Origin of the sequence: Bradyrhizobium sp. YCK136, assembly GCF_044570075.1 — a bacterium.
Taxonomy (GTDB): Bacteria; Pseudomonadota; Alphaproteobacteria; order Rhizobiales; family Xanthobacteraceae; genus Bradyrhizobium; species Bradyrhizobium diazoefficiens.
This window is the reverse complement of sequence record NZ_CP172424.1, coordinates 4352362-4369937: the sequence shown is the minus strand read 5'-3', so window position 1 is coordinate 4369937 and position 17576 is coordinate 4352362. Positions and strand designations below refer to the sequence as shown.

The window sequence follows — 17576 nt, the reverse complement described above, 5'->3', positions numbered from 1 at the left end:
TTTACCCGGATAATCCTAGCGCAGATGGTCCTCTCCACCAACCCTCTTCCGATCCCTGGAGACTGCTCATGCGTGTATTCGTCACTGGCGCCACCGGCTTCGTCGGCTCCGCCGTCGTTCGGGACCTGATCGCCGCCGGCCACAGCGTCACCGGTCTTGCCCGGACGGATGAAGGAGCGGCCGCCGTCACCGCGTTGGGAGCCGAGGTCCAGCGGTGCGGCCGCCTCCGATGGCGTGCTCCACCTCGCCTTCAACCACGACTTCTCGAAATTCGCAGACAATTGCGAGCTCGACCGCCGCGCCATCCTCGCGCTCGGCGAGGCGCTGAAGGGCTCCGAGCGTCCGCTCATCGTCACGTCGGGCGTGGCATTGCTTGCGCCCGGGCGGCTCGCGACCGAGGACGATGCGGCGGCCCGCCACTTTCCGCGCGTCTCGGAAGCGACCGCCGAAGATCTCAGGGAACGCGGCGTCCGCGCCGGCATCGTGCGGTTGCCGCCCACAACCCATGGCGAGGGTGATCACGGTTTTGTGCCGCGCCTGATCGCGATTGCTCGCGAGAAAGGAGCCGCAGCCTATATCGGCGACGGCATGAACCGTTGGCCAGCTGCCCATCGCGTCGACGCCGCACGCGTCTATCGGCTCGCGCTGGAGCACGGTGCATCCGCTCGCCGCTATCACGCGATCGCCGAGGACGGCGTGCCGTTCAAGGTGATCGCGGAGGTGATCGGCAAACGGCTCGGCGTGCCCGTGGTCTCGAAATCCACTGATGAAGCCGAGCAGCATTTCGGCTGGTTCACGCGATTTGCCGGCATCGACGTTCCGGCCTCGAGCGCGAAGACGCGCGCCCTGCTCGGCTGGGCGCCGCAAGAAAAAGGGCTGATCGAGGATCTCGACCAGCCCTATTATTTCCAGGCCTGACGGCGCTCAGCGCCGCCGTCGGCAGCCTGCGGATCAGTCCGTCGTGATCGCCGTTTCCATGTCGGTCGGATCGATCTGCCGGCTCAGCCCCGCGTTGAGCTTGTCGCGGTCGAGCTCACCCTCCCACCAGGCGACGATCACGCAGGCCACGCCGTTGCCGCAGAGATTGGTCAGCGCGCGGCATTCGCTCATGAACTTGTCGATGCCGAGCACGATCGCCATGCCCGGCACGAGGCGCGGATCGACCACGGCAAGCGTCGCGGCCAGCGTGATGAAGCCCGCGCCGGTGATGCCGGAGGCGCCCTTCGACGTCAGCATCGCCACGACCAGGATCGTGAGCTGCTGGCCGAAGGAGAGATCGAAACCGAGTGCCTGCGCGATGAACAGCGTCGCCAGCGTCATGTAGATGTTGGTACCGTCCAGATTGAACGAGTAGCCCGTGGGCACCACGAGGCCGACCACCGACTTGGAGCAGCCGAGCCGTTCCAGCTTCTCCATCAAGGATGGCAGCGCGCTTTCCGACGACGAGGTGCCGAGCACGATCAGGAGCTCGTCCTTGATGTAGGCCAGGAACTTGAAGATCGAGAAGCCGGCCAGGCGCGCGATGATGCCGAGCACGACGAACACGAACAGCGCGGCCGTGACGTAGAAGGTCGCGATCAGCCCGATCAAATTGAGGATCGCACCGGTGCCGAACTTGCCGATGGTGTAGGCCATCGCGCCGAACGCACCGATCGGCGCCGCGCGCATCACGATGGAGATGACGCCGAACACCGCATGCGCGGCATCGTCGATGAACGAGCGGATCGTGTGGCCGCGCTCACCGAGGCTCATGATCGCGAAGCCGAACAGCACCGAGAACAGCAGCACCTGGAGGATCTCGCCTTGGGCGAAGGCGCCGACCACGGTGTCCGGAATGATGTGCAGCACGAAGTCGACGGACTTCTGACCGGCGGCCTGCTTGGCGTAGGTCGCAACGGCCGCCTCGTTTGCCGCCGCGTTGCCGAAGCCCGCGCCCGGCCTCACCAGGTTGCCGATGATGAGTCCGATCACCAGGGCGAAGGTCGAGACGACCTCGAAATAGACCAGCGCCTTGACGCCGATGCGTCCGACCTTCTTGGCGTCCTGGATGTGGGCGATGCCCGAGACAACGGTACAGAAGATGATCGGGGCGATCACCATCTTGATCAGCTTGATGAAGCCGTCGCCGAGCGCCTTGATCCAGTCGTTGGTGGCAACCGTCGGCCAGAGCCAGCCGACGATGGCGCCGAGCACGATGGCGATCAGCACCTGGACGTAAAGAACCTTGTACCAAGGCTTGGCTGCGGACGGCGCGACCGGCGTCCCCGCCATCGTTGTCGTTGTCATTGTTTCACTCCCCCTCGAAACGCCGGGCCAGCCAAGATCAACTTGGCCGGCCCTGTCAATTGGAACTGCTCGTTCTTGCGCGCTTTACCCGCGGCGATCGACGATCCGGCGAGCCGCCGGCATCAGCGTCGCGCCCAGCGCGTTCTTGACCAGCGAGGCCGCGATGAACGGCGCAAGCCCGACCTGCCAGGCCTTGGACGCGCCAAGACCGAGGCCAAAGGCCAGCCAGCCGAACCCGGCGGCCAGAATGACGATATGGCCGACGGCCATCGCGGCAAACAGCAGCACCACGCTGCGATCCCAGCCGCGCTCGGCGAGCCAGCCGGTCACGAAGGCCGCAGCGATGAAGCCGAACAGATAGCCAGCAGTCGGGCCGACCAGCGGCGCAATTCCACCCACGGGACCTGCGAATACCGGCAGGCCGAGCGCGCCCTCGGCGAGGTAGGCGATCATGGTTGCGCTGCCAAGGCGCCAGCCATAGGCCGCGCCGATCATCAGCACCACCAGCGTCTGCAACGTCATGGGGACGTAAGGCAGCGGCAGGTTCACCTTGGCCGACAGCGCCAGCAGCGCCGTGCCGAGCGCGACCAGCACGAAGGCGCGCAGTGCCCCCACGGTTTCACCAGGCCGGGTCGGCCACATCAATGCGGCGAGAGGAGAATGCGGTGCAGCAGCGGACGGGACAGATCGGTCAGACAAGATGAACTCCGGAGGTAGGGACGAGAACTTGCGGCTATTTAAGCCAGTGAGCGATCCGGTCAACGGCCTCCCGCATCTCCGCCGCCGAACGCGCATAAGAGAACCGGATGAACGAGCGGCCATGGATGGGATCGAAATCGAGGCCCGGCGTTGCCGCGACATGGGCCTGTTCCAGCATCTGCTTGGCGAACTCGAAACTGTCGGAGGTGAAGTCCGAGACATCGGCATAGAGATAGAAGGCGCCGTCGGCCGGCAGGAACCTGGTGAGGCCGGCCTTGGGCAATCCCTCGATCAGGATGCGCCGGTTTTCCTGATAGCCGTGCTTGATCTCCTCCATCTCGGCCGCGCCGTCGAAGGCGGCCTCGGCCGCGATCTGCGACAGCGACGGCACCGAAATCGACAGGTTCTGCTGCAGCCGCTCGATCGGCCGCACCAGGATCTCCGGCACGACCATCCAGCCGACGCGCCAGCCCGTCATGCAAAAATACTTCGAGAACGAGTTGATCACGAGTGCGTGGTCCGACAGCGCCGCCGCCGTCACCGCCGGAAACGCATAGTCGAGCCCGTGATAGATCTCGTCCGAGATGAAGCGGATCTTGGCGTCTTCGGCCGCCGCGATCAGGCCGGACAGCGCCTCGCGGGACATCATCGTTCCCGTCGGATTGGCGGGGCTGCCGACCAGCACACCCTTCAGCGGCGCCTTGCGATGGGCGGCAAGCAGCGCCTCGCCGGTGAGCGCGTGACGCGTCTCGTTCGTGGTCTCGATCAGCACCGGCTCGCAGCCGAGCGCGGTGAGGATGTGGCGGTACGGCGGATAGCCCGGCACCGTCACGGCGACGCGGTCGCCAGGCTCGAACATCGACAGGAAGGCGAGGATGAAACCGCCCGAGGAGCCCGTCGTCACCACGATCCGCTCGGCGCTGACGTCACAGCCATGGGCATCGCGATAGTGCCGCGCGATGCGCTCGCGCAGGCTGGGGATGCCGAGCGCGGAGGTATAATCGATCCGTCCCGCCTCGAGCGCCGCGTGAGCGGCCGCAATCGCGGTCTTCGGCGCGCCGGCCGCGGGCTGGCCGACCTCCATATGGATGACATGGCCCCCGGCGGCCTCGATTCGGGCCGCCGCGGCCATCACGTCCATGACCATGAACGGGGGAACATCGCTACGGCGGGAGGGCTCGAGCCACTGCCCCAACCGGTTCCTCAATGTCGCATCGTGCATCGATTTCTGCTATTTCGCTGGCGGACCGGCCCGTCCGGTCCGGGAAACGGGGCGCTTGCGCCCCAGACTGGCCGCACTGTACGGCTCATAAGGGGTAAGGCTCATAGGCCATATCGCGTATCCGGTCCGCCGCCAATCCCCAAAACCAATCACGAAACTGCTTGCCAAGATCTCTTGCCAAGACCGCTTGACCAAGACCGCTTGATGTTGCTCCAGATCGCATTGCGCAAAAAGGCCTCCGCCCTCACCGCCGTCGTCACCGCCGCGGCGATCGCTTTGCTGCCGCTCCCGGCGGCGCAGGCACAGCAGAAGGGCCCGCCGGTCCTGCGCGACACCGAGACCGAGCAGTTGCTGCGCGAATATACCCGCCCGATCCTGCGCGCCGCCGGTCTGGAGAAGCAGAACATCCAGATGGTGATCATCAACGACGGCTCGTTCAACGCGTTCGTCGCGGACGGCCGCCGCATCTTCGTCAATTACGGCGCGATCCTCCAATCGGAAACGCCGAACCAGATCATCGGCGTGCTCGCGCACGAGACCGGGCATCTGGCCGGCGGCCATCTGTCCAAGCTGCGCGAGCAGCTCGCCAGCGCCCAGACCCAGATGATCATCGCGATGCTGCTCGGCGCCGGCGCGATCGCCGCAGGCAGCGCCCGCGGCGGCAACGCCGGCAACAACGGCCTCGCCAATGCCGGCGCGGCCGCGATCGCCGGACCGCAGGAGATGATCCGCCGCACGCTGTTGTCCTATCAGCGCCAGCAGGAGGAGAACGCCGACCGCGCCGGCGTGAAATTCCTGACCGCGACCCAGCAGTCGCCGAAGGGCATGTACGAGACGTTCAAGCGCTTCACCAGCGAGAGCCTGTTCGCGGCGCGCGGCGCCGATCCCTATCTCCAGTCGCACCCGATGCCCGCCGAACGCGTCGCCTCGCTCCAGGAGTTCGCCAGCTCCAGCCCCTATTGGGACAAGAAGGACGATCCCGCACTCCAGCTCCGCCACGACATGGTGCGCGCCAAGATCTCCGCCTTCATGGAGCGGCCGGAGACGGTGTACCGTCGCTATCCCCAGACCAACGACAGCTTGCCGGCGCGCTACGCCCGCGCCATCAGCACCTATCTGCACGGCGATCTGCGCAGCGCGCTCGCCCAGGTCGACGCGCTGATCCAGGTCCAGCCGAACAACCCGTACTTCTACGAGGTGCGCGGCCAGGCCCTGCTCGAGAGCGGCAAGCCGGCCGAGGCGATCCCTGCCCTGCGCAAGGCCGTCGCGCTATCGAGCAACTCGCCCCTCATCGAGATGTTACTTGGGCAGGCTCTGGTTGGAACCGATAATAAGGCTTACACCGACGATGCCGTTCGGATTCTCCGCGCCGCGGTGGCGCGGGAGCCCGAGGCGCCGCTCGGCTATACCCAGCTCGCGATGGCCTATGGCCGGAAGGGAGATTATGCCGAGGCGGATCTCGCGTCGGCGCAGGCCGCCTACTTGCGCGGCGACAACAAGACCGCCCGCGAGCTCGCCACGCGCGCGAAAACCCGTTTCGCCGTTGGCACGCCCGGATGGGTCAAGGCCGACGACATCGTGGCAGCCAAGCCGCCGCGCAACTAGCCAGAACGACGCCAGACACCACGACGTCACGACACCGAACTTTGAGCCCGCCGGGACGTTTTCCGAAACCTGCTTTGGATAAGAGGATTTGCCTATGCCTTCGCTGCGTCTGCTTGCTCCCGCGCTGTTTGCGCTCGCCATGTTCGGCGCAGCCGCGCCCGCGTCGGCCGACAGCTTCTCCGATGCCCAGCGCACCGACATCGAGGCGATCATCAAGAACTACCTCGTCACTCATCCCGAGGTGCTCGAGGAGGCGATGACCGAGCTCAGCAAGCGCCAGGCCGCGGCGGAAATCCAGAAGCACGAGGCCAGCATAACGCAGAACGCGGACGCGATCTTCAACTCGCCGCGCCAGGTCGTGCTCGGCAACAAGGAGGGCGACGTCACCTTCGTCGAGTTCTTCGACTACAATTGCGGCTACTGCAAACGCGCGATGGGCGACATGCTCGATCTCATGAAGAGCGATCCGAAGCTGAAGGTCGTGCTGAAGGAGTTTCCGGTGCTGAGCCAGGGCTCCGTCGAGGCCGCCCAGGTCGCCGTCGCCGTGCGCATGCAGGATCCCACCGGCAAGAAATATCTCGACTTCCACCAGAAGCTGCTCGGCGGCCGCGGCGCGGCCGACAAGGCACGCGCGCTGCAGGCGGCCAAGGAGGCCGGACTCGACACCGCGAAAATCGAGAAGGATCTCGCCAGCCCCGAGGTGCGCGCCACCATCGAGGAGAACTTCAAGCTCGCCGAGGCGATGGGCATGAACGGCACGCCGAGCTACGTGATCGGCAAGCAGATCGTGATTGGCGCCATCGGTCTCGAAGGCCTCAAGGAGAAGATCGGCGTTGCCCGCTGCGGCAAGGCAACCTGCTGATCACGCGCTTCACAACTCACGCACGCAACGAGGCCGGCTGAAAAGCCGGCCTTTTTGCTGCGCCAAACAATGGCGCGATCCGGCACAATCATTCATCCGGCGTTCAACAAACAAATGCCGCGGAACCGCCGATGTTCCGGAACAACCGATATCTCCTTTCGTTGTTGGCGCGGGCAATGACGCAAATAAACACGTGAGGAGAATCTAAATGTTGAACCGCTTTATGATCTCTGTTGCCGCGCTTGCACTCGTCGCCGGCACCGGACTGGCGAACGCACAGGGCACCATGAACCGCGAGAGCGGCGGCGCCGGCGCGCAGCCCGCGCAGCAAACACAGCCGTCGGGCGGTGCGGCCGAGCGTGGCTCTATGGGCAAGGACTCTGTGACGAAGGAAAAGGGCACCGTCGGTCAGGCTGGCGGCGCCAGCGCCTCGAAGCCGGGTGCGGCCGCGGAAGACAAGGCGCCCGGCGCGATGAAGGACGAGCGCCCGGGCGGCGCGATGCACAAGAACGCCGCCGAGGACAAGGCCGGCGCGACCAAGGGCCAGCGTACCGACGAACGCGCGCAGGGTCAGATGGACAAGTCGCAGCAGGACAAGTCCAAGAGCATGAGCCAGGATACGACCAAGTCCGGCACCAAGGACCACAAGGACATGAAGGCTGAGGACAACAAGGCCGGCACGTCCACCAAGAGCAATGCCGAGAACCGCCCAGGCTCGGGCACCTCGACCGACATGAAGGCCGAGGGCAAGAGTTCGACCTCGTCCTCGACGACGGTCGGCCAGGCCGGCGCTGCCGCCAAGCTCTCGACCGAGCAGCGGACCCAGATCACGTCCGTGATCCGCGAGGAGCGCGTGGCCCCCGTGACCAACGTGAACTTCTCGATCGCGGTCGGCACCCGCGTGCCGCGCGAGGGTATCGAGCTGCATGCCCTGCCGTCCCGCGTCGTGTCGATCTATCCGGAGTGGCGCAGCTACCGCTACGTTCTGGTCCGCGAGCAGATCGTGATCATCGATCCGAATACCTATGAGATCGTCGCGATCCTCGACGTCTAAGGCCGGATGACGGCAACCTCAGGGGCGGGCAGCGATGCCCGCCCCTTTGCGTTCGGCCGACAGCCATGCTTTTGACTGGTTAACAAGCAATTTCCGTAGCTTCCGCACAGGTTTTTGCACCCCGGATGAGGTGCCTGAAGGCCTCTGGGAGGTCCTTCAAGGCTTCCCCTAGGGCGCTTTGTTACCTATAACCCCGCCACGCCGAAACACCTCTTACGGGATTGGAATGGCCGAACCAGCAACCGACACGATCCTCGTTCTCAACGGGCCGAACCTCAACATGTTGGGGACGCGCGAGCCCGAAAAGTATGGTCACGCGACCTTGGCCGACGTCGAGGCGCTGTGCCGGGAGACGGCGGCATCATTCGGTCTCAAGGCCGACTGCCGTCAATCCAACCGCGAGGGCGAGTTGATCGACTTCATCCACGAAGCGCATGCGCGCAAGATGAAGGGCATCATCATCAATGCCGGCGGCTATTCGCACACCTCGATCGCCCTGCACGATGCGCTGCTCGCTGTGCAGATCCCGACGGTCGAAGTGCACGTGACCAACATCCACGCCCGCGAGAGCTTCCGTCATCACTCCTACACCGCGCGCGCGGCCTTCGCCTCGCTCTGCGGTTTCGGCATCGAGGGCTACCGCCTCGCCATCCAGGGCCTTGCCGCCAAGCTCGGCCTCAAGCCCAAAGCCTGACGCTCCCTCCTCACACAGAACATTCGGATCAAGAACATGGCGCGCCAGCCAGACGACAAAGCAGCCGCAAAGTTTTCCAGCGAGGATTCCGCGCTCGTCCGCGAGCTCGCCCTGCTGCTCGATGAGACCAGCCTCACCGAGATCGAGATCGAGCGCGCGGGCCTGCGCCTGCGCGTCGCCCGCAACATCAGCGTTGCCGCGACCATGCCGATGCCGGTCGCTGCCGCTGCCGCCGGCCTGCCGGTGGCCACGGCCGCGCCCGCTGTTGCCGCGGCGGCCGACCTGTCGAAGCATCCCGGCGCCGTCACCTCGCCGATGGTCGGCACCGCCTACTGGGCGCCGGAGCCCGGCGCCAAGCCGTTCATCGAGGTCGGCAGCAAGGTCTCGGTCGGTCAGACGCTGCTGATCATCGAAGCCATGAAGACCATGAACCAGATCCCCTCGTTGCGCGCCGGCACGGTGACGCAGATCCTGGTCGAGGACGGCCAGCCGGTCGAGTTCGGTGAGCCGCTCGTCATCATTGAGTAACGGCCAGGGCAGCTCAGCTGCCCCCGTCGCATTTCGCGCGCCAGTCCCTTAAGGACATCATGTTCGACAAGATCCTCATAGCCAATCGCGGCGAGATCGCCCTTCGCATCCTCAGGGCCTGCAAGGAGCTCGGGATCGCGACCGTCGCTGTGCACTCCACCGCCGACGCCGACGCGATGCATGTACGCCTGTCGGATGAGAGCGTGTGCATCGGACCGCCGCCGTCCAAGGACAGCTATCTCAATGTGCCCGCGCTGCTCGCGGCCTGCGAGATCACCGGGGCGGACGCCGTGCATCCCGGCTACGGCTTCCTGTCCGAGAACGCGCGCTTCGCGGAAATCCTCTCCGAGCACAATCTGCATTTCATCGGCCCCAAGGCCGAGCATATCCGCCTGATGGGCGACAAGATCGAGGCCAAGAAGACCGCCAAGAAACTCGGCATCCCCGTGGTGCCCGGCTCCGACGGCGCGGTCGGTCCCGACGACGATGCGGTGGGGATCGCCAGGAAGATCGGCTTCCCGGTGCTGGTGAAGGCGGCGGCGGGCGGCGGTGGCCGCGGCATGAAGGTCGCGCACAGCGAGGCCGACCTCCTGATGGCGCTGTCGACGGCGGCCAATGAGGCCAAATCCGCCTTCGGCGATGCGTCCGTCTACCTCGAAAAATATCTCCAGAAGCCGCGCCATATCGAGATCCAGATCCTCGGCGACGGCCGCGGCGGCGCGATCCATCTCGGTGAGCGCGATTGCTCGCTGCAGCGCCGCCACCAGAAGGTCTGGGAGGAAGGCCCCTCGCCCGTCCTGTCCGCCGCCGCGCGCGCCAAGATCGGCGAGACCTGTGCGAAGGCGATGCGCGAGATGAAATATCTCGGCGTCGGCACCATCGAGTTCCTGTTCGAGGACGGCGAGTTCTACTTCATCGAGATGAACACCCGCATCCAGGTCGAGCATCCCGTCACCGAGAGCATCACCGACATCGACCTCGTGCTGGAGCAGATCCGCATCGCCGCCGGCGGCGAGCTGCCGGCGAGGCAGGAGGAAGTCCAGGTCATCGGCCACGCGATCGAATGCCGCATCAACGCCGAAAATCCGGTGACCTTCCGCCCCTCGCCCGGCCGGATCCTGCAATATCATCCGCCCGGGGGCCTCGGCGTCCGGATCGATTCCGCCGTCTACCAAGGCTACACGATCCCGCCTTATTACGACTCGCTCGTCGGCAAGCTGATCGTGCACGGCAAGACGCGCGCCGAATGCCTGATGCGGCTGCGCCGGGCGCTGGACGAAATGGTGGTCGAAGGCATCGAGACCACGCTGCCGCTGTTCCGCGCGCTGGTGCGCGAAGACGACATCATCAACGGCGACTACCACATCCACTGGCTGGAGCAGTACCTGGCCGGCAAGGCGGAACCCGCTGCGAAATAGTCTTCCCGCCCCGTGGAACCCTCTCGCCCCAATCGCGTTCTGGACGGTTGGGCAGTTCCAAGGGGGCGTTTTGAACTCCACCGGCGTAACAGGGCGAGACCGTCGTGACCGCTGAGGCGCAGCGGCGGCGCGCATTTTGGCAGATCCTGCTGTTCGCTGCGGGCCTTCTGGTGCTGACTGTGATCAGCGCCGGCTCCGTCTATCTCGTCAACAAGGCGCGGGAAGACAGCAAATCGGTCGTCCACACCATCGAGGTGGAGAACCAGATCAACACCCTGCTGCTCGAAGTCCGACGCGCCGAGAGCAGCGCCCGCGGCTTTCTCCTGACGCAAGGACCGGATTTCCAATCGGATCACGAGAAGGCCGTCGCGGCGATCATTCCGGCGCTCGACAAGCTCACGCGCCAGATCGGCGACAATCCGGCGCAACGCGACAGCATCGAGAAGCTGAGCGCGGCGATCGAGACCCGGCTCGACCAGTTCTCGCGCGAGATGAATTTCGTGAAGCAGGGCCAACCCGACAAGGCCACGGCGCTGATCCGCGAGGCCGCCGCCGGCAACACCACAACCACGATCAGCAACCTGGCCAACGCGATGACCCGCGAAGAGGAACGACTGTTCCGGATTCGCACCGCCAACTCCGACCAGAGCCAGACGCTGGCCGCGTCGATGACCGGCATCGGCTCCGGCCTCGTCGTGGTGCTGGCCCTGATCTCGATCTGGCTGGTGCGGCGCTCGGCCCGCGCCCGTGACGAGGCCGAAATGCGCCTGCGCGATGCCAACGTCAACCTGGAGACCGTCGTCGACGAGCGTACGGCAGACCTGCGCGAGGCCAACAACGAAATCCAGCGCTTTGCCTATATCGTCAGCCACGATTTGCGCTCGCCGCTCGTCAACATCATGGGCTTCACCAGCGAACTCGAAGAACTCGGCGGCGACATTTTCCGCCGCATCGGCAGCCTTACCCGCGTCCCGGCCGACGGGCCACCCCTGGCCCCCGGCGAGATCGCGCTCGAAGGCCCCGACCAGCAGCTTTCAGCGGACTTTTCCGAGGCGCTCGGCTTCATCAAATCGTCGATCGCCAAGATGGACCGGCTGATCTCGGCGATCCTCAACCTCACCCGCGAGGGCCGGCGCGAATTCCAGCCGGAGAAGATCGACATCCGCGAGTTTGTCGAGGCCATCGTGTCGACACTGGCGCATCAGGCGGTGGAAGCGCAGGCCGAGATCCACATCGCGCCCCTGCCGAATATCGTCAGCGACCGCCTTGCGCTGGAGCAGATCTTCTCCAATCTGATCGACAACGCGATCAAATATCTCAAGAGCGGGGAGCCCGGAGAGATCAGAATTCGCGGGCGCACCAAGCTCGGCTACGCTATCTTCGAGATCAGCGACAACGGCCGCGGCATCGATCCAAAAGATCATCAGCGGATTTTCGACCTGTTCCGGCGCGCGGGAACCCAGGATAAGCCCGGACAGGGCATAGGTCTTGCACATGTGCGTGCACTTGTGCGCCGTCTCGGCGGCACCATGTCGGTATCGTCGGAACTGAACGCGGGCAGCACATTCACGATCACGCTGCCCGTCGCCTGGAACGCCAGCAACCGGAACGTAGATCGATGACGCAGCCTGTTACCATCATCATGATCGAGGACGACGAGGGGCACGCCCGGCTGATCGAGCGCAACATCCGTCGCTCCGGCGTCAACAACGAGATCATCCCGTTTGGCAACGGCACCGACGCGATGAGACACCTGTTCGGCGCCGACGGCAGCGGGCTTTCCCAGAAGGGAAATGCCCTCCTGATCCTGCTCGACCTCAACCTGCCCGACATGAGCGGGATCGACATTTTGAAGCAGATCAAGGAAAACAGTCATCTCAAGGCATCGCCCGTAGTCGTCCTCACGACCACAGACGACTCCCAGGAGATCAAGCGCTGCTACGAGCTCGGCTGCAACGTCTACATCACCAAACCCGTCAACTACGAGAATTTCGCCAACGCCATCCGGCAACTCGGGCTGTTCTTCTCGGTCATCCAGGTCCCGCCCGCCGCCACATGAACCAGAGAACGCCGACACTGCTGTATATCGACGACGACGACGCGCTCGCGCGCCTGGTCGACCGCGGCCTGACGCGGCGCGGCTACAGGGTCGTTCATGCCGCGAGCGGCGAGGAAGGCCTCGAGCACATCCGCCGCGCCGGCGCCCAGGACAGCATCGAAAGCGGCATCGACGTCGTTGCGCTCGACCAGTACATGCCGGGTCTCGACGGCCTCGAGACGCTGGAGCAGATCATGGCGATCCCGGGCGCCCCACCCGTGGTGTTCGTCACCGCCTCGCAGGATTCCAGCATCGCGGTCACCGCGCTGAAGGCGGGCGCGGCCGATTACCTCGTCAAGGACGTCAAGGGCGACTTCATCCCCCTGCTTCACGTCGCGGCGGAGGGCGCGCTGCGCCAGGCCGAATTGCAGAATGCGCGCGAGGAGGCCGAAGCCGAGATCCACGCCTCGCGCGACCGCTATGCCGCGCTCGCCGCCGAGCGCGAGATGCTGCTGCGTGAGGTCAATCACCGCGTCGGCAATTCGCTCCAGATCATCGCCTCGCTGCTGCATCTTCAGGCGAGCTCCGCCGGGCAGGAAGAGGTCAAGGCCGCGCTGACCAACGCGATGGGCCGCGTCGCCGCGGTCGCGCAGGTGCACCGCCGCCTCTACACCTCGCAGGACCTCAAGAGCGTCGTCCTGAACCAGTACCTGGACTCGCTGCTCGAGGACCTGCGCCGTTCGGCCGAAGGTAACCGGATGTCGCGCCTGACGCTGAAGGCCGAGCCGATCGAGATCGATCCGGACCGCGCGGTCGCCGTCGGCATCATCGTCAACGAGCTGGTGATGAACGCGGTGAAATACGCCTATCCCGACGGGGCCGGCCCGATCCATGTCGAGCTGACCCTGCAGGACGAGAATCTGCTGCTGGCGATTGCCGATGACGGCGTCGGCGACAACGTCAAGGCCGATCCGCGCTCCACCGGCATGGGCCAGCGCATCGTCGCGGCCATGGCCACCAAGCTCGACGCCTCGGTCGAGCGCGATCCCGCCCACAGCGGAACCCGCATCTTGCTGAGGTTCCCCCGCATACCCGTCGCGCCCGGCAAGAGCAACAGCGCCGCCGCGAGCTGACCCGCGCCCCCATCGCAACCGCATTGCGATCCTGCTATTGTTGCACCATGACTTCGCGCGACTCCGCTTCGTCTGAAATTACGCCGGCCGTGCTGCTGCGCGCCTATGCCTGCGGCATCTTTCCGATGGCCGAGAGCGCCGACGATCCGACCCTGTTCTGGGTCGAGCCGGAATTGCGCGGCGTCATCCCGCTCGGCGGATTCCGCGTGGCCTCGCGGCTCGCGCGCACCGTGCGCTCGGATGGGTTTCGCGTGACCGTCAACACCGCGTTCAAGGCCACGATTGCCGGCTGCGCCGCGCCGCAGGCCGGGCGCGAGGACACCTGGATCAACAAGCGCATCCGCGACCTCTATGGCGGCCTGTTCGAGCTCGGCCATTGCCACAGCGTCGAGGCCTGGCAGGGGGACGACCTCGTCGGCGGGCTCTACGGCGTGAGCCTGGGACGTGCCTTCTTCGGCGAGAGCATGTTTCACACCGCGCGCGATGCCTCGAAGGTCGCGCTGGTGCACCTGGTTGCGCGGCTCATCCACGGCGGTTTCGAGCTGCTCGACACGCAATATGTCACCGAGCATCTGAAGAACTTCGGCGCGGTCGAGATTCCGCGGCGACGCTACACCGCGCTGCTCGACAAGGCGCTGGCGGGCGAGCCCGGCGATTTCCTCAAGCTCTCGCCCGGCGAGGCGATCTCCGGCGCACGCGCGCTCGAGATCATCGCCTCGCGGCAATAGTCGATAGCCGGCTTAGCGACCTAGCGGCCGAACCCGGGGATACCGAACAGGCCTGGCCGCTGCTCCGGTGGCGGCGGCGGTGCCGGTTGCTGCTGCTGGATCGGCGGCAATGGCTGCGGCGGACGCTGCTGCACGGCCTGCTTGGGCGCGGCCTTCTTCTGCGCGGGCGGCGGCGGCGCAGCCGGCTTGGTCGCGGGATCCGGTGCAGCCGTCGCAATGGTCTGCTGCGGCTCTTTGCAGTCGGTCAGCCAGATGTCGTAGATCGGATGCTCGACGCCGTGCAGGCCGGGGCTTGCCGCGTACATCCAGCCCGAGAAGATCCGCTTCACCTCGCCCTGCAAGGTGATCTCGTCGACCTCGACGAAGGCGTCGGTGTTGGCAGCTTCCGTCGCCGGCCGCGTGTAGCAGGCGTCGGTCTTGACCCGCAGCGCGCCGAACTGGACGGTCTCGCCGATATCCTCGTCGAAATTGATGATGCGTCCGGTGATCTTGTCGAGGCCGGAGAAGGTCGCCTTCTTGTTCACGATCTTCTGGGCCGGCGGCTCGGTCACGACCTCGTCGCCCGGCTGCAGGCTCGCCGGCGTCTGCGGCACGGCACCGCCCGGCCCGCCCTTCTGCTGGGGCTGGCGCTGACCGGGCGCGCCCGGCTGGGGGGCGCCTGGCGGCGCGACCGCCACGGGCGGCGGCTGGTTCGGCGGAGCGACGGTGGAGCCTGGCGGCGGCGCCAAAGGCTGGGTCTCGACCGGCCCCGGCATGACATTGCCCTGACGTCCGGGCGGCGGCGCCATCGGACGCGATGGCAGCACGCGGCCCTGCGGCGGCAGCTCGGGGACCTCCTCGTCGTCGTCGGGCACCTGCGGCTGCGGCTGTCCGCGCGGAATGCTGCCGGGCGGCCGCAGCGGCGGCGGATCGGAGAAGATCGTGCCGATCTGCGCCTGTGCGGGCGTCGCAGCCGTGAGCGCAGTGGCGGCCAGAAGCGCCGCAAGACCTGTCAGGGTAAGGGTTCGAACCATCTTCTCGCGCGGCTTCAACAGCGAATCGGGCTTGCTGGACATTCTACAGGGGATACCGCCGCTCGCAGGCCATCCGGTTAACACGCCGAATACGGCGGGGAAAGGGCGGCATTCCTGCCCTGCCCGGCCCCGGCTGGCCAGACCGCCGGCCGAATGGGATAGTCGGACGACCCTTCCCCGGGGGCCGAGGCGGGTCCCGCCCCCCGAACACGCCGTCCAACGATAAACAGAAGCCCCAAGGTCGCTCCCCCATGCCCGTTGTGCTCGATCCCGATGCCGCCGCCGTCTACATGGCCTTCCAGGAGGCCGGCCGCCCCGCCTACGAGACCCTGACCGCAGCGGAAGCGCGCGCCTATTACGCCCAGGCGCGCTTTGCCACCAACCCCGAGCCGCCCGAACTTGCCCGCGTTGCTCCGCTAGCGATCCCGGCGCCGCACGGCACCATCCCGGCCCGCATCTACGTGCCGAAGGACCCGCGCCGGCACGACGGCCTGTCGCCGGCGCTGGTGTTCTTCCATGGCGGCGGCCGGGTGATCGGCGATCTCGACTCCCATGACGTCGTCTGCCGCCAGCTTGCCGTCGAAGCCGCGCTGATCGTGATCTCGGTCGACTACCGCCTCGCGCCCGAGCACAAATTTCCCGCCGCGGCCGATGATGCGATCGCCGCGACCAAATGGATCGCCGCGAATGCGCGCGAGCTCGGCATCGACGCCTCCCGTCTCTCGATCGGCGGCGACAGCGCCGGCGGCAATCTCGCCGCGGTCGTCGCGCTCGCTGCGCGCGATGGCAACGGCCCCGCGATCGCCGGCCAGATCCTCATCTACCCGGCCGTCGATTTCGCCATGACGCACGGCTCCCACAGCGAGCCCGAGACCAGCGTGCTGCTGACCCATTCGGTGATCCGGTGGTTCCGTGACCATTACCTCAACGGCACCGCCGACATCCACGACTGGCGCGCCTCGCCGGCGCGCGCGGAAAACCTTGCCGGCCTGCCGCCCGCTTATGTGCTGACCGCCGGTGCCGATCCCCTGCGTGACGAAGGCGACGAATATGCCGCGCGCCTGAAGCAGGCCGGCGTCAGCGTGACCTACAAGCACTTTCCCGGCCAATTCCATGGCTTCTTCACCATGGGCAAGTTGTTGCGAGAGGCCAATGTCGCGGTCAGCGAGATCGGCGCGTGGTTGAAGGGATTGGGCTAACGACGCCGTTGCGCATGGCTTCCAATCTTCAAACGATCTTCGCCATTCCCCTGCGCGGGCTGACATGGCTCGGCGACCAGGGCACGCGCGCCGTGGCAGCCATCGCCTTCATCGCGGTTGCGGTGCCGCCGCTCGGCGCGCTGCTGCGCCCCTACGTCACCGAAGCGATCTTCCTTCTGCTCTGCATCTCCTTCATGCGCGTCGACCTGGCGGCGCTCTACGGACATCTGCGCCGGCCGGCCCTGGTCGCGGCAGCCACGGCCTGGACCACGATCGGCGTGCCGCTGATCGTCGGGCTGCTCGCACATGTAAGCGGGCTCGACAGAAGCTCGCCCGGCCTCTTCCTCGCGCTGATGCTGCAGGGCATGGCCTCGCCGATGATGGCGGCCCCGGCGCTCGCAGCGCTCATGGGTCTCGATGCGACGCTTCCCCTGGTCGCGCTGGTGACCGCCACCGCGCTGGTGCCTTTCACGGCCTCGTTGTTCGCAAGCCTGTTTCTCGGCGGCATGCTCAGCATCTCGCCGCTTACGCTTGGCCTCAAGCTGCTCGGAATTCTCGCGGCGTCGCTGCTGGCCGCGACCGTCATCCGCCGCTTGTTCGGCACCGAGACGATCCAGCGCCACAAGCGTCCGATCGACGGCATCAACATCGTCATCCTGCTGGTGTTCGCCTCGGCGGTGATGGGCGACGTCGCAGCCGACTTCCTCGCCGCCCCCCTGTTCACGATCGGTGTCGCGCTGCTCGCCTTCGCGGTCTATTTCACCCTGCTCACCGTCACGACGCTGATCTTCCGCCGCGTCGGCTATGAGCGCGCCTTCGCGATCGGCCTGATGGTGTCACAGCGCAATCTCGGGCTGATGCTGGCCGCGACCGCGGGCGCACTGCCGGCCACAACCTGGCTCTACTTCGCGCTCACGCAGTTTCCAATTCATCTTGCGCCCTACCTGCTGACGCCGATCGCGCGCCGGCTGACGGCACACGCAGGTACCTCCGGCCGGGCAGCTGCAGATAGCCCGACCTAGGCATGTGCTCATAGATCCGGGGATGTCTGCTTTCGAGGGTGAACGGGACAGGCGGTCCCACTCTCGGAACTTCAC

At 66.2% G+C, this 17576-nt stretch carries 16 protein-coding genes and 1 pseudogene; 13 read left to right on the top strand and 4 right to left on the bottom strand.

Going from position 1 to position 17576, the window contains the following annotated elements:
- Positions 1 to 68: 68 nt before the first annotated feature.
- A pseudogene (locus tag ACFLEY_RS20935) lies at positions 69 to 918 on the top strand (SDR family oxidoreductase).
- A 33-nt stretch (positions 919 to 951) separates the two neighbouring features.
- Here ACFLEY_RS20935 and ACFLEY_RS20930 read toward each other — a convergent pair.
- The 3 genes from ACFLEY_RS20930 to ACFLEY_RS20920 form a co-directional block, all read right to left on the bottom strand.
- A complete protein-coding gene (locus tag ACFLEY_RS20930; RefSeq protein WP_060911831.1) occupies positions 952 to 2286 on the bottom strand; it encodes a dicarboxylate/amino acid:cation symporter in 1335 nt (444 codons plus the stop codon).
- Between the two features lie 84 nt (positions 2287 to 2370).
- Positions 2371 to 2928, bottom strand: a complete 558-nt coding sequence (locus ACFLEY_RS20925) for a biotin transporter BioY (protein WP_011087070.1) — start codon at positions 2926 to 2928, stop codon at positions 2371 to 2373.
- Between the two features lie 91 nt (positions 2929 to 3019).
- Positions 3020 to 4207: a pyridoxal phosphate-dependent aminotransferase gene (locus ACFLEY_RS20920; RefSeq protein ID WP_028171231.1), complete on the bottom strand. Its 1188-nt coding sequence runs from the start codon at positions 4205 to 4207 to the stop codon at positions 3020 to 3022.
- A gap of 204 nt (positions 4208 to 4411) precedes the next feature.
- Between ACFLEY_RS20920 and ACFLEY_RS20915 the strand changes: the two genes are divergently transcribed.
- The 10 genes from ACFLEY_RS20915 to aat all read left to right on the top strand — a co-directional run bounded on the left by ACFLEY_RS20915 (position 4412) and on the right by aat (position 14267).
- Positions 4412 to 5812, top strand: a complete 1401-nt coding sequence (locus ACFLEY_RS20915) for a M48 family metalloprotease (protein WP_028171230.1) — start codon at positions 4412 to 4414, stop codon at positions 5810 to 5812.
- Positions 5813 to 5906: 94 nt separating this feature from the next.
- Positions 5907 to 6674 (top strand): DsbA family protein, encoded by a 768-nt coding sequence (locus tag ACFLEY_RS20910; protein ID WP_060911830.1) that lies wholly within the window; start codon positions 5907 to 5909, stop codon positions 6672 to 6674.
- 208 nt (positions 6675 to 6882) lie between these two features.
- The gene (locus ACFLEY_RS20905; RefSeq protein WP_060911829.1) at positions 6883 to 7728 is read left to right on the top strand and encodes a DUF1236 domain-containing protein; all 846 of its coding nucleotides are present in this window, start codon (positions 6883 to 6885) and stop codon (positions 7726 to 7728) included.
- 226 nt (positions 7729 to 7954) lie between these two features.
- Positions 7955 to 8422 carry a type II 3-dehydroquinate dehydratase gene (gene aroQ / locus ACFLEY_RS20900; protein ID WP_011087065.1) on the top strand — a complete coding sequence of 156 codons (468 nt, stop codon included), beginning with the start codon at positions 7955 to 7957 and terminating at the stop codon, positions 8420 to 8422.
- Positions 8423 to 8458: 36 nt separating this feature from the next.
- On the top strand, positions 8459 to 8950 hold the full coding sequence (accB, locus tag ACFLEY_RS20895; RefSeq protein ID WP_028171229.1) for an acetyl-CoA carboxylase biotin carboxyl carrier protein: 492 nt from the start codon (positions 8459 to 8461) through the stop codon (positions 8948 to 8950).
- Positions 8951 to 9009: 59 nt separating this feature from the next.
- Complete coding sequence (gene accC, locus ACFLEY_RS20890) at positions 9010 to 10368, top strand: acetyl-CoA carboxylase biotin carboxylase subunit (RefSeq protein ID WP_028171228.1); 1359 nt, start codon at positions 9010 to 9012, stop codon at positions 10366 to 10368.
- 104 nt (positions 10369 to 10472) lie between these two features.
- A complete protein-coding gene (locus tag ACFLEY_RS20885; protein WP_028171227.1) occupies positions 10473 to 11990 on the top strand; it encodes a CHASE3 domain-containing protein in 1518 nt (505 codons plus the stop codon).
- Positions 11987 to 12427 carry a response regulator gene (locus ACFLEY_RS20880; RefSeq protein ID WP_011087061.1) on the top strand — a complete coding sequence of 147 codons (441 nt, stop codon included), beginning with the start codon at positions 11987 to 11989 and terminating at the stop codon, positions 12425 to 12427. Before ACFLEY_RS20885 ends, ACFLEY_RS20880 begins: the two co-directional genes overlap by 4 nt.
- On the top strand, positions 12424 to 13539 hold the full coding sequence (locus ACFLEY_RS20875; RefSeq protein WP_060911828.1) for a sensor histidine kinase: 1116 nt from the start codon (positions 12424 to 12426) through the stop codon (positions 13537 to 13539). The genes ACFLEY_RS20880 and ACFLEY_RS20875 overlap by 4 nt, the downstream gene beginning before the upstream one ends.
- Before the next feature lie 47 nt (positions 13540 to 13586).
- Positions 13587 to 14267 carry a leucyl/phenylalanyl-tRNA--protein transferase gene (gene aat / locus ACFLEY_RS20870; protein ID WP_060911827.1) on the top strand — a complete coding sequence of 227 codons (681 nt, stop codon included), beginning with the start codon at positions 13587 to 13589 and terminating at the stop codon, positions 14265 to 14267.
- Between the two features lie 20 nt (positions 14268 to 14287).
- On the opposite strand, the gene ACFLEY_RS20865 is transcribed toward aat, so the two are convergent.
- Positions 14288 to 15322, bottom strand: coding sequence for a DUF2155 domain-containing protein (locus tag ACFLEY_RS20865; protein ID WP_211433561.1), 1035 nt, complete (start codon positions 15320 to 15322; stop codon positions 14288 to 14290).
- Between the two features lie 209 nt (positions 15323 to 15531).
- Between ACFLEY_RS20865 and ACFLEY_RS20860 the strand changes: the two genes are divergently transcribed.
- Positions 15532 to 16479 (top strand): alpha/beta hydrolase, encoded by a 948-nt coding sequence (locus ACFLEY_RS20860; RefSeq protein WP_060911826.1) that lies wholly within the window; start codon positions 15532 to 15534, stop codon positions 16477 to 16479.
- Positions 16480 to 16493: 14 nt separating this feature from the next.
- Complete coding sequence (locus ACFLEY_RS20855) at positions 16494 to 17501, top strand: Na+-dependent transporter (protein WP_060911825.1); 1008 nt, start codon at positions 16494 to 16496, stop codon at positions 17499 to 17501.
- Positions 17502 to 17576 lie beyond the last annotated feature (75 nt).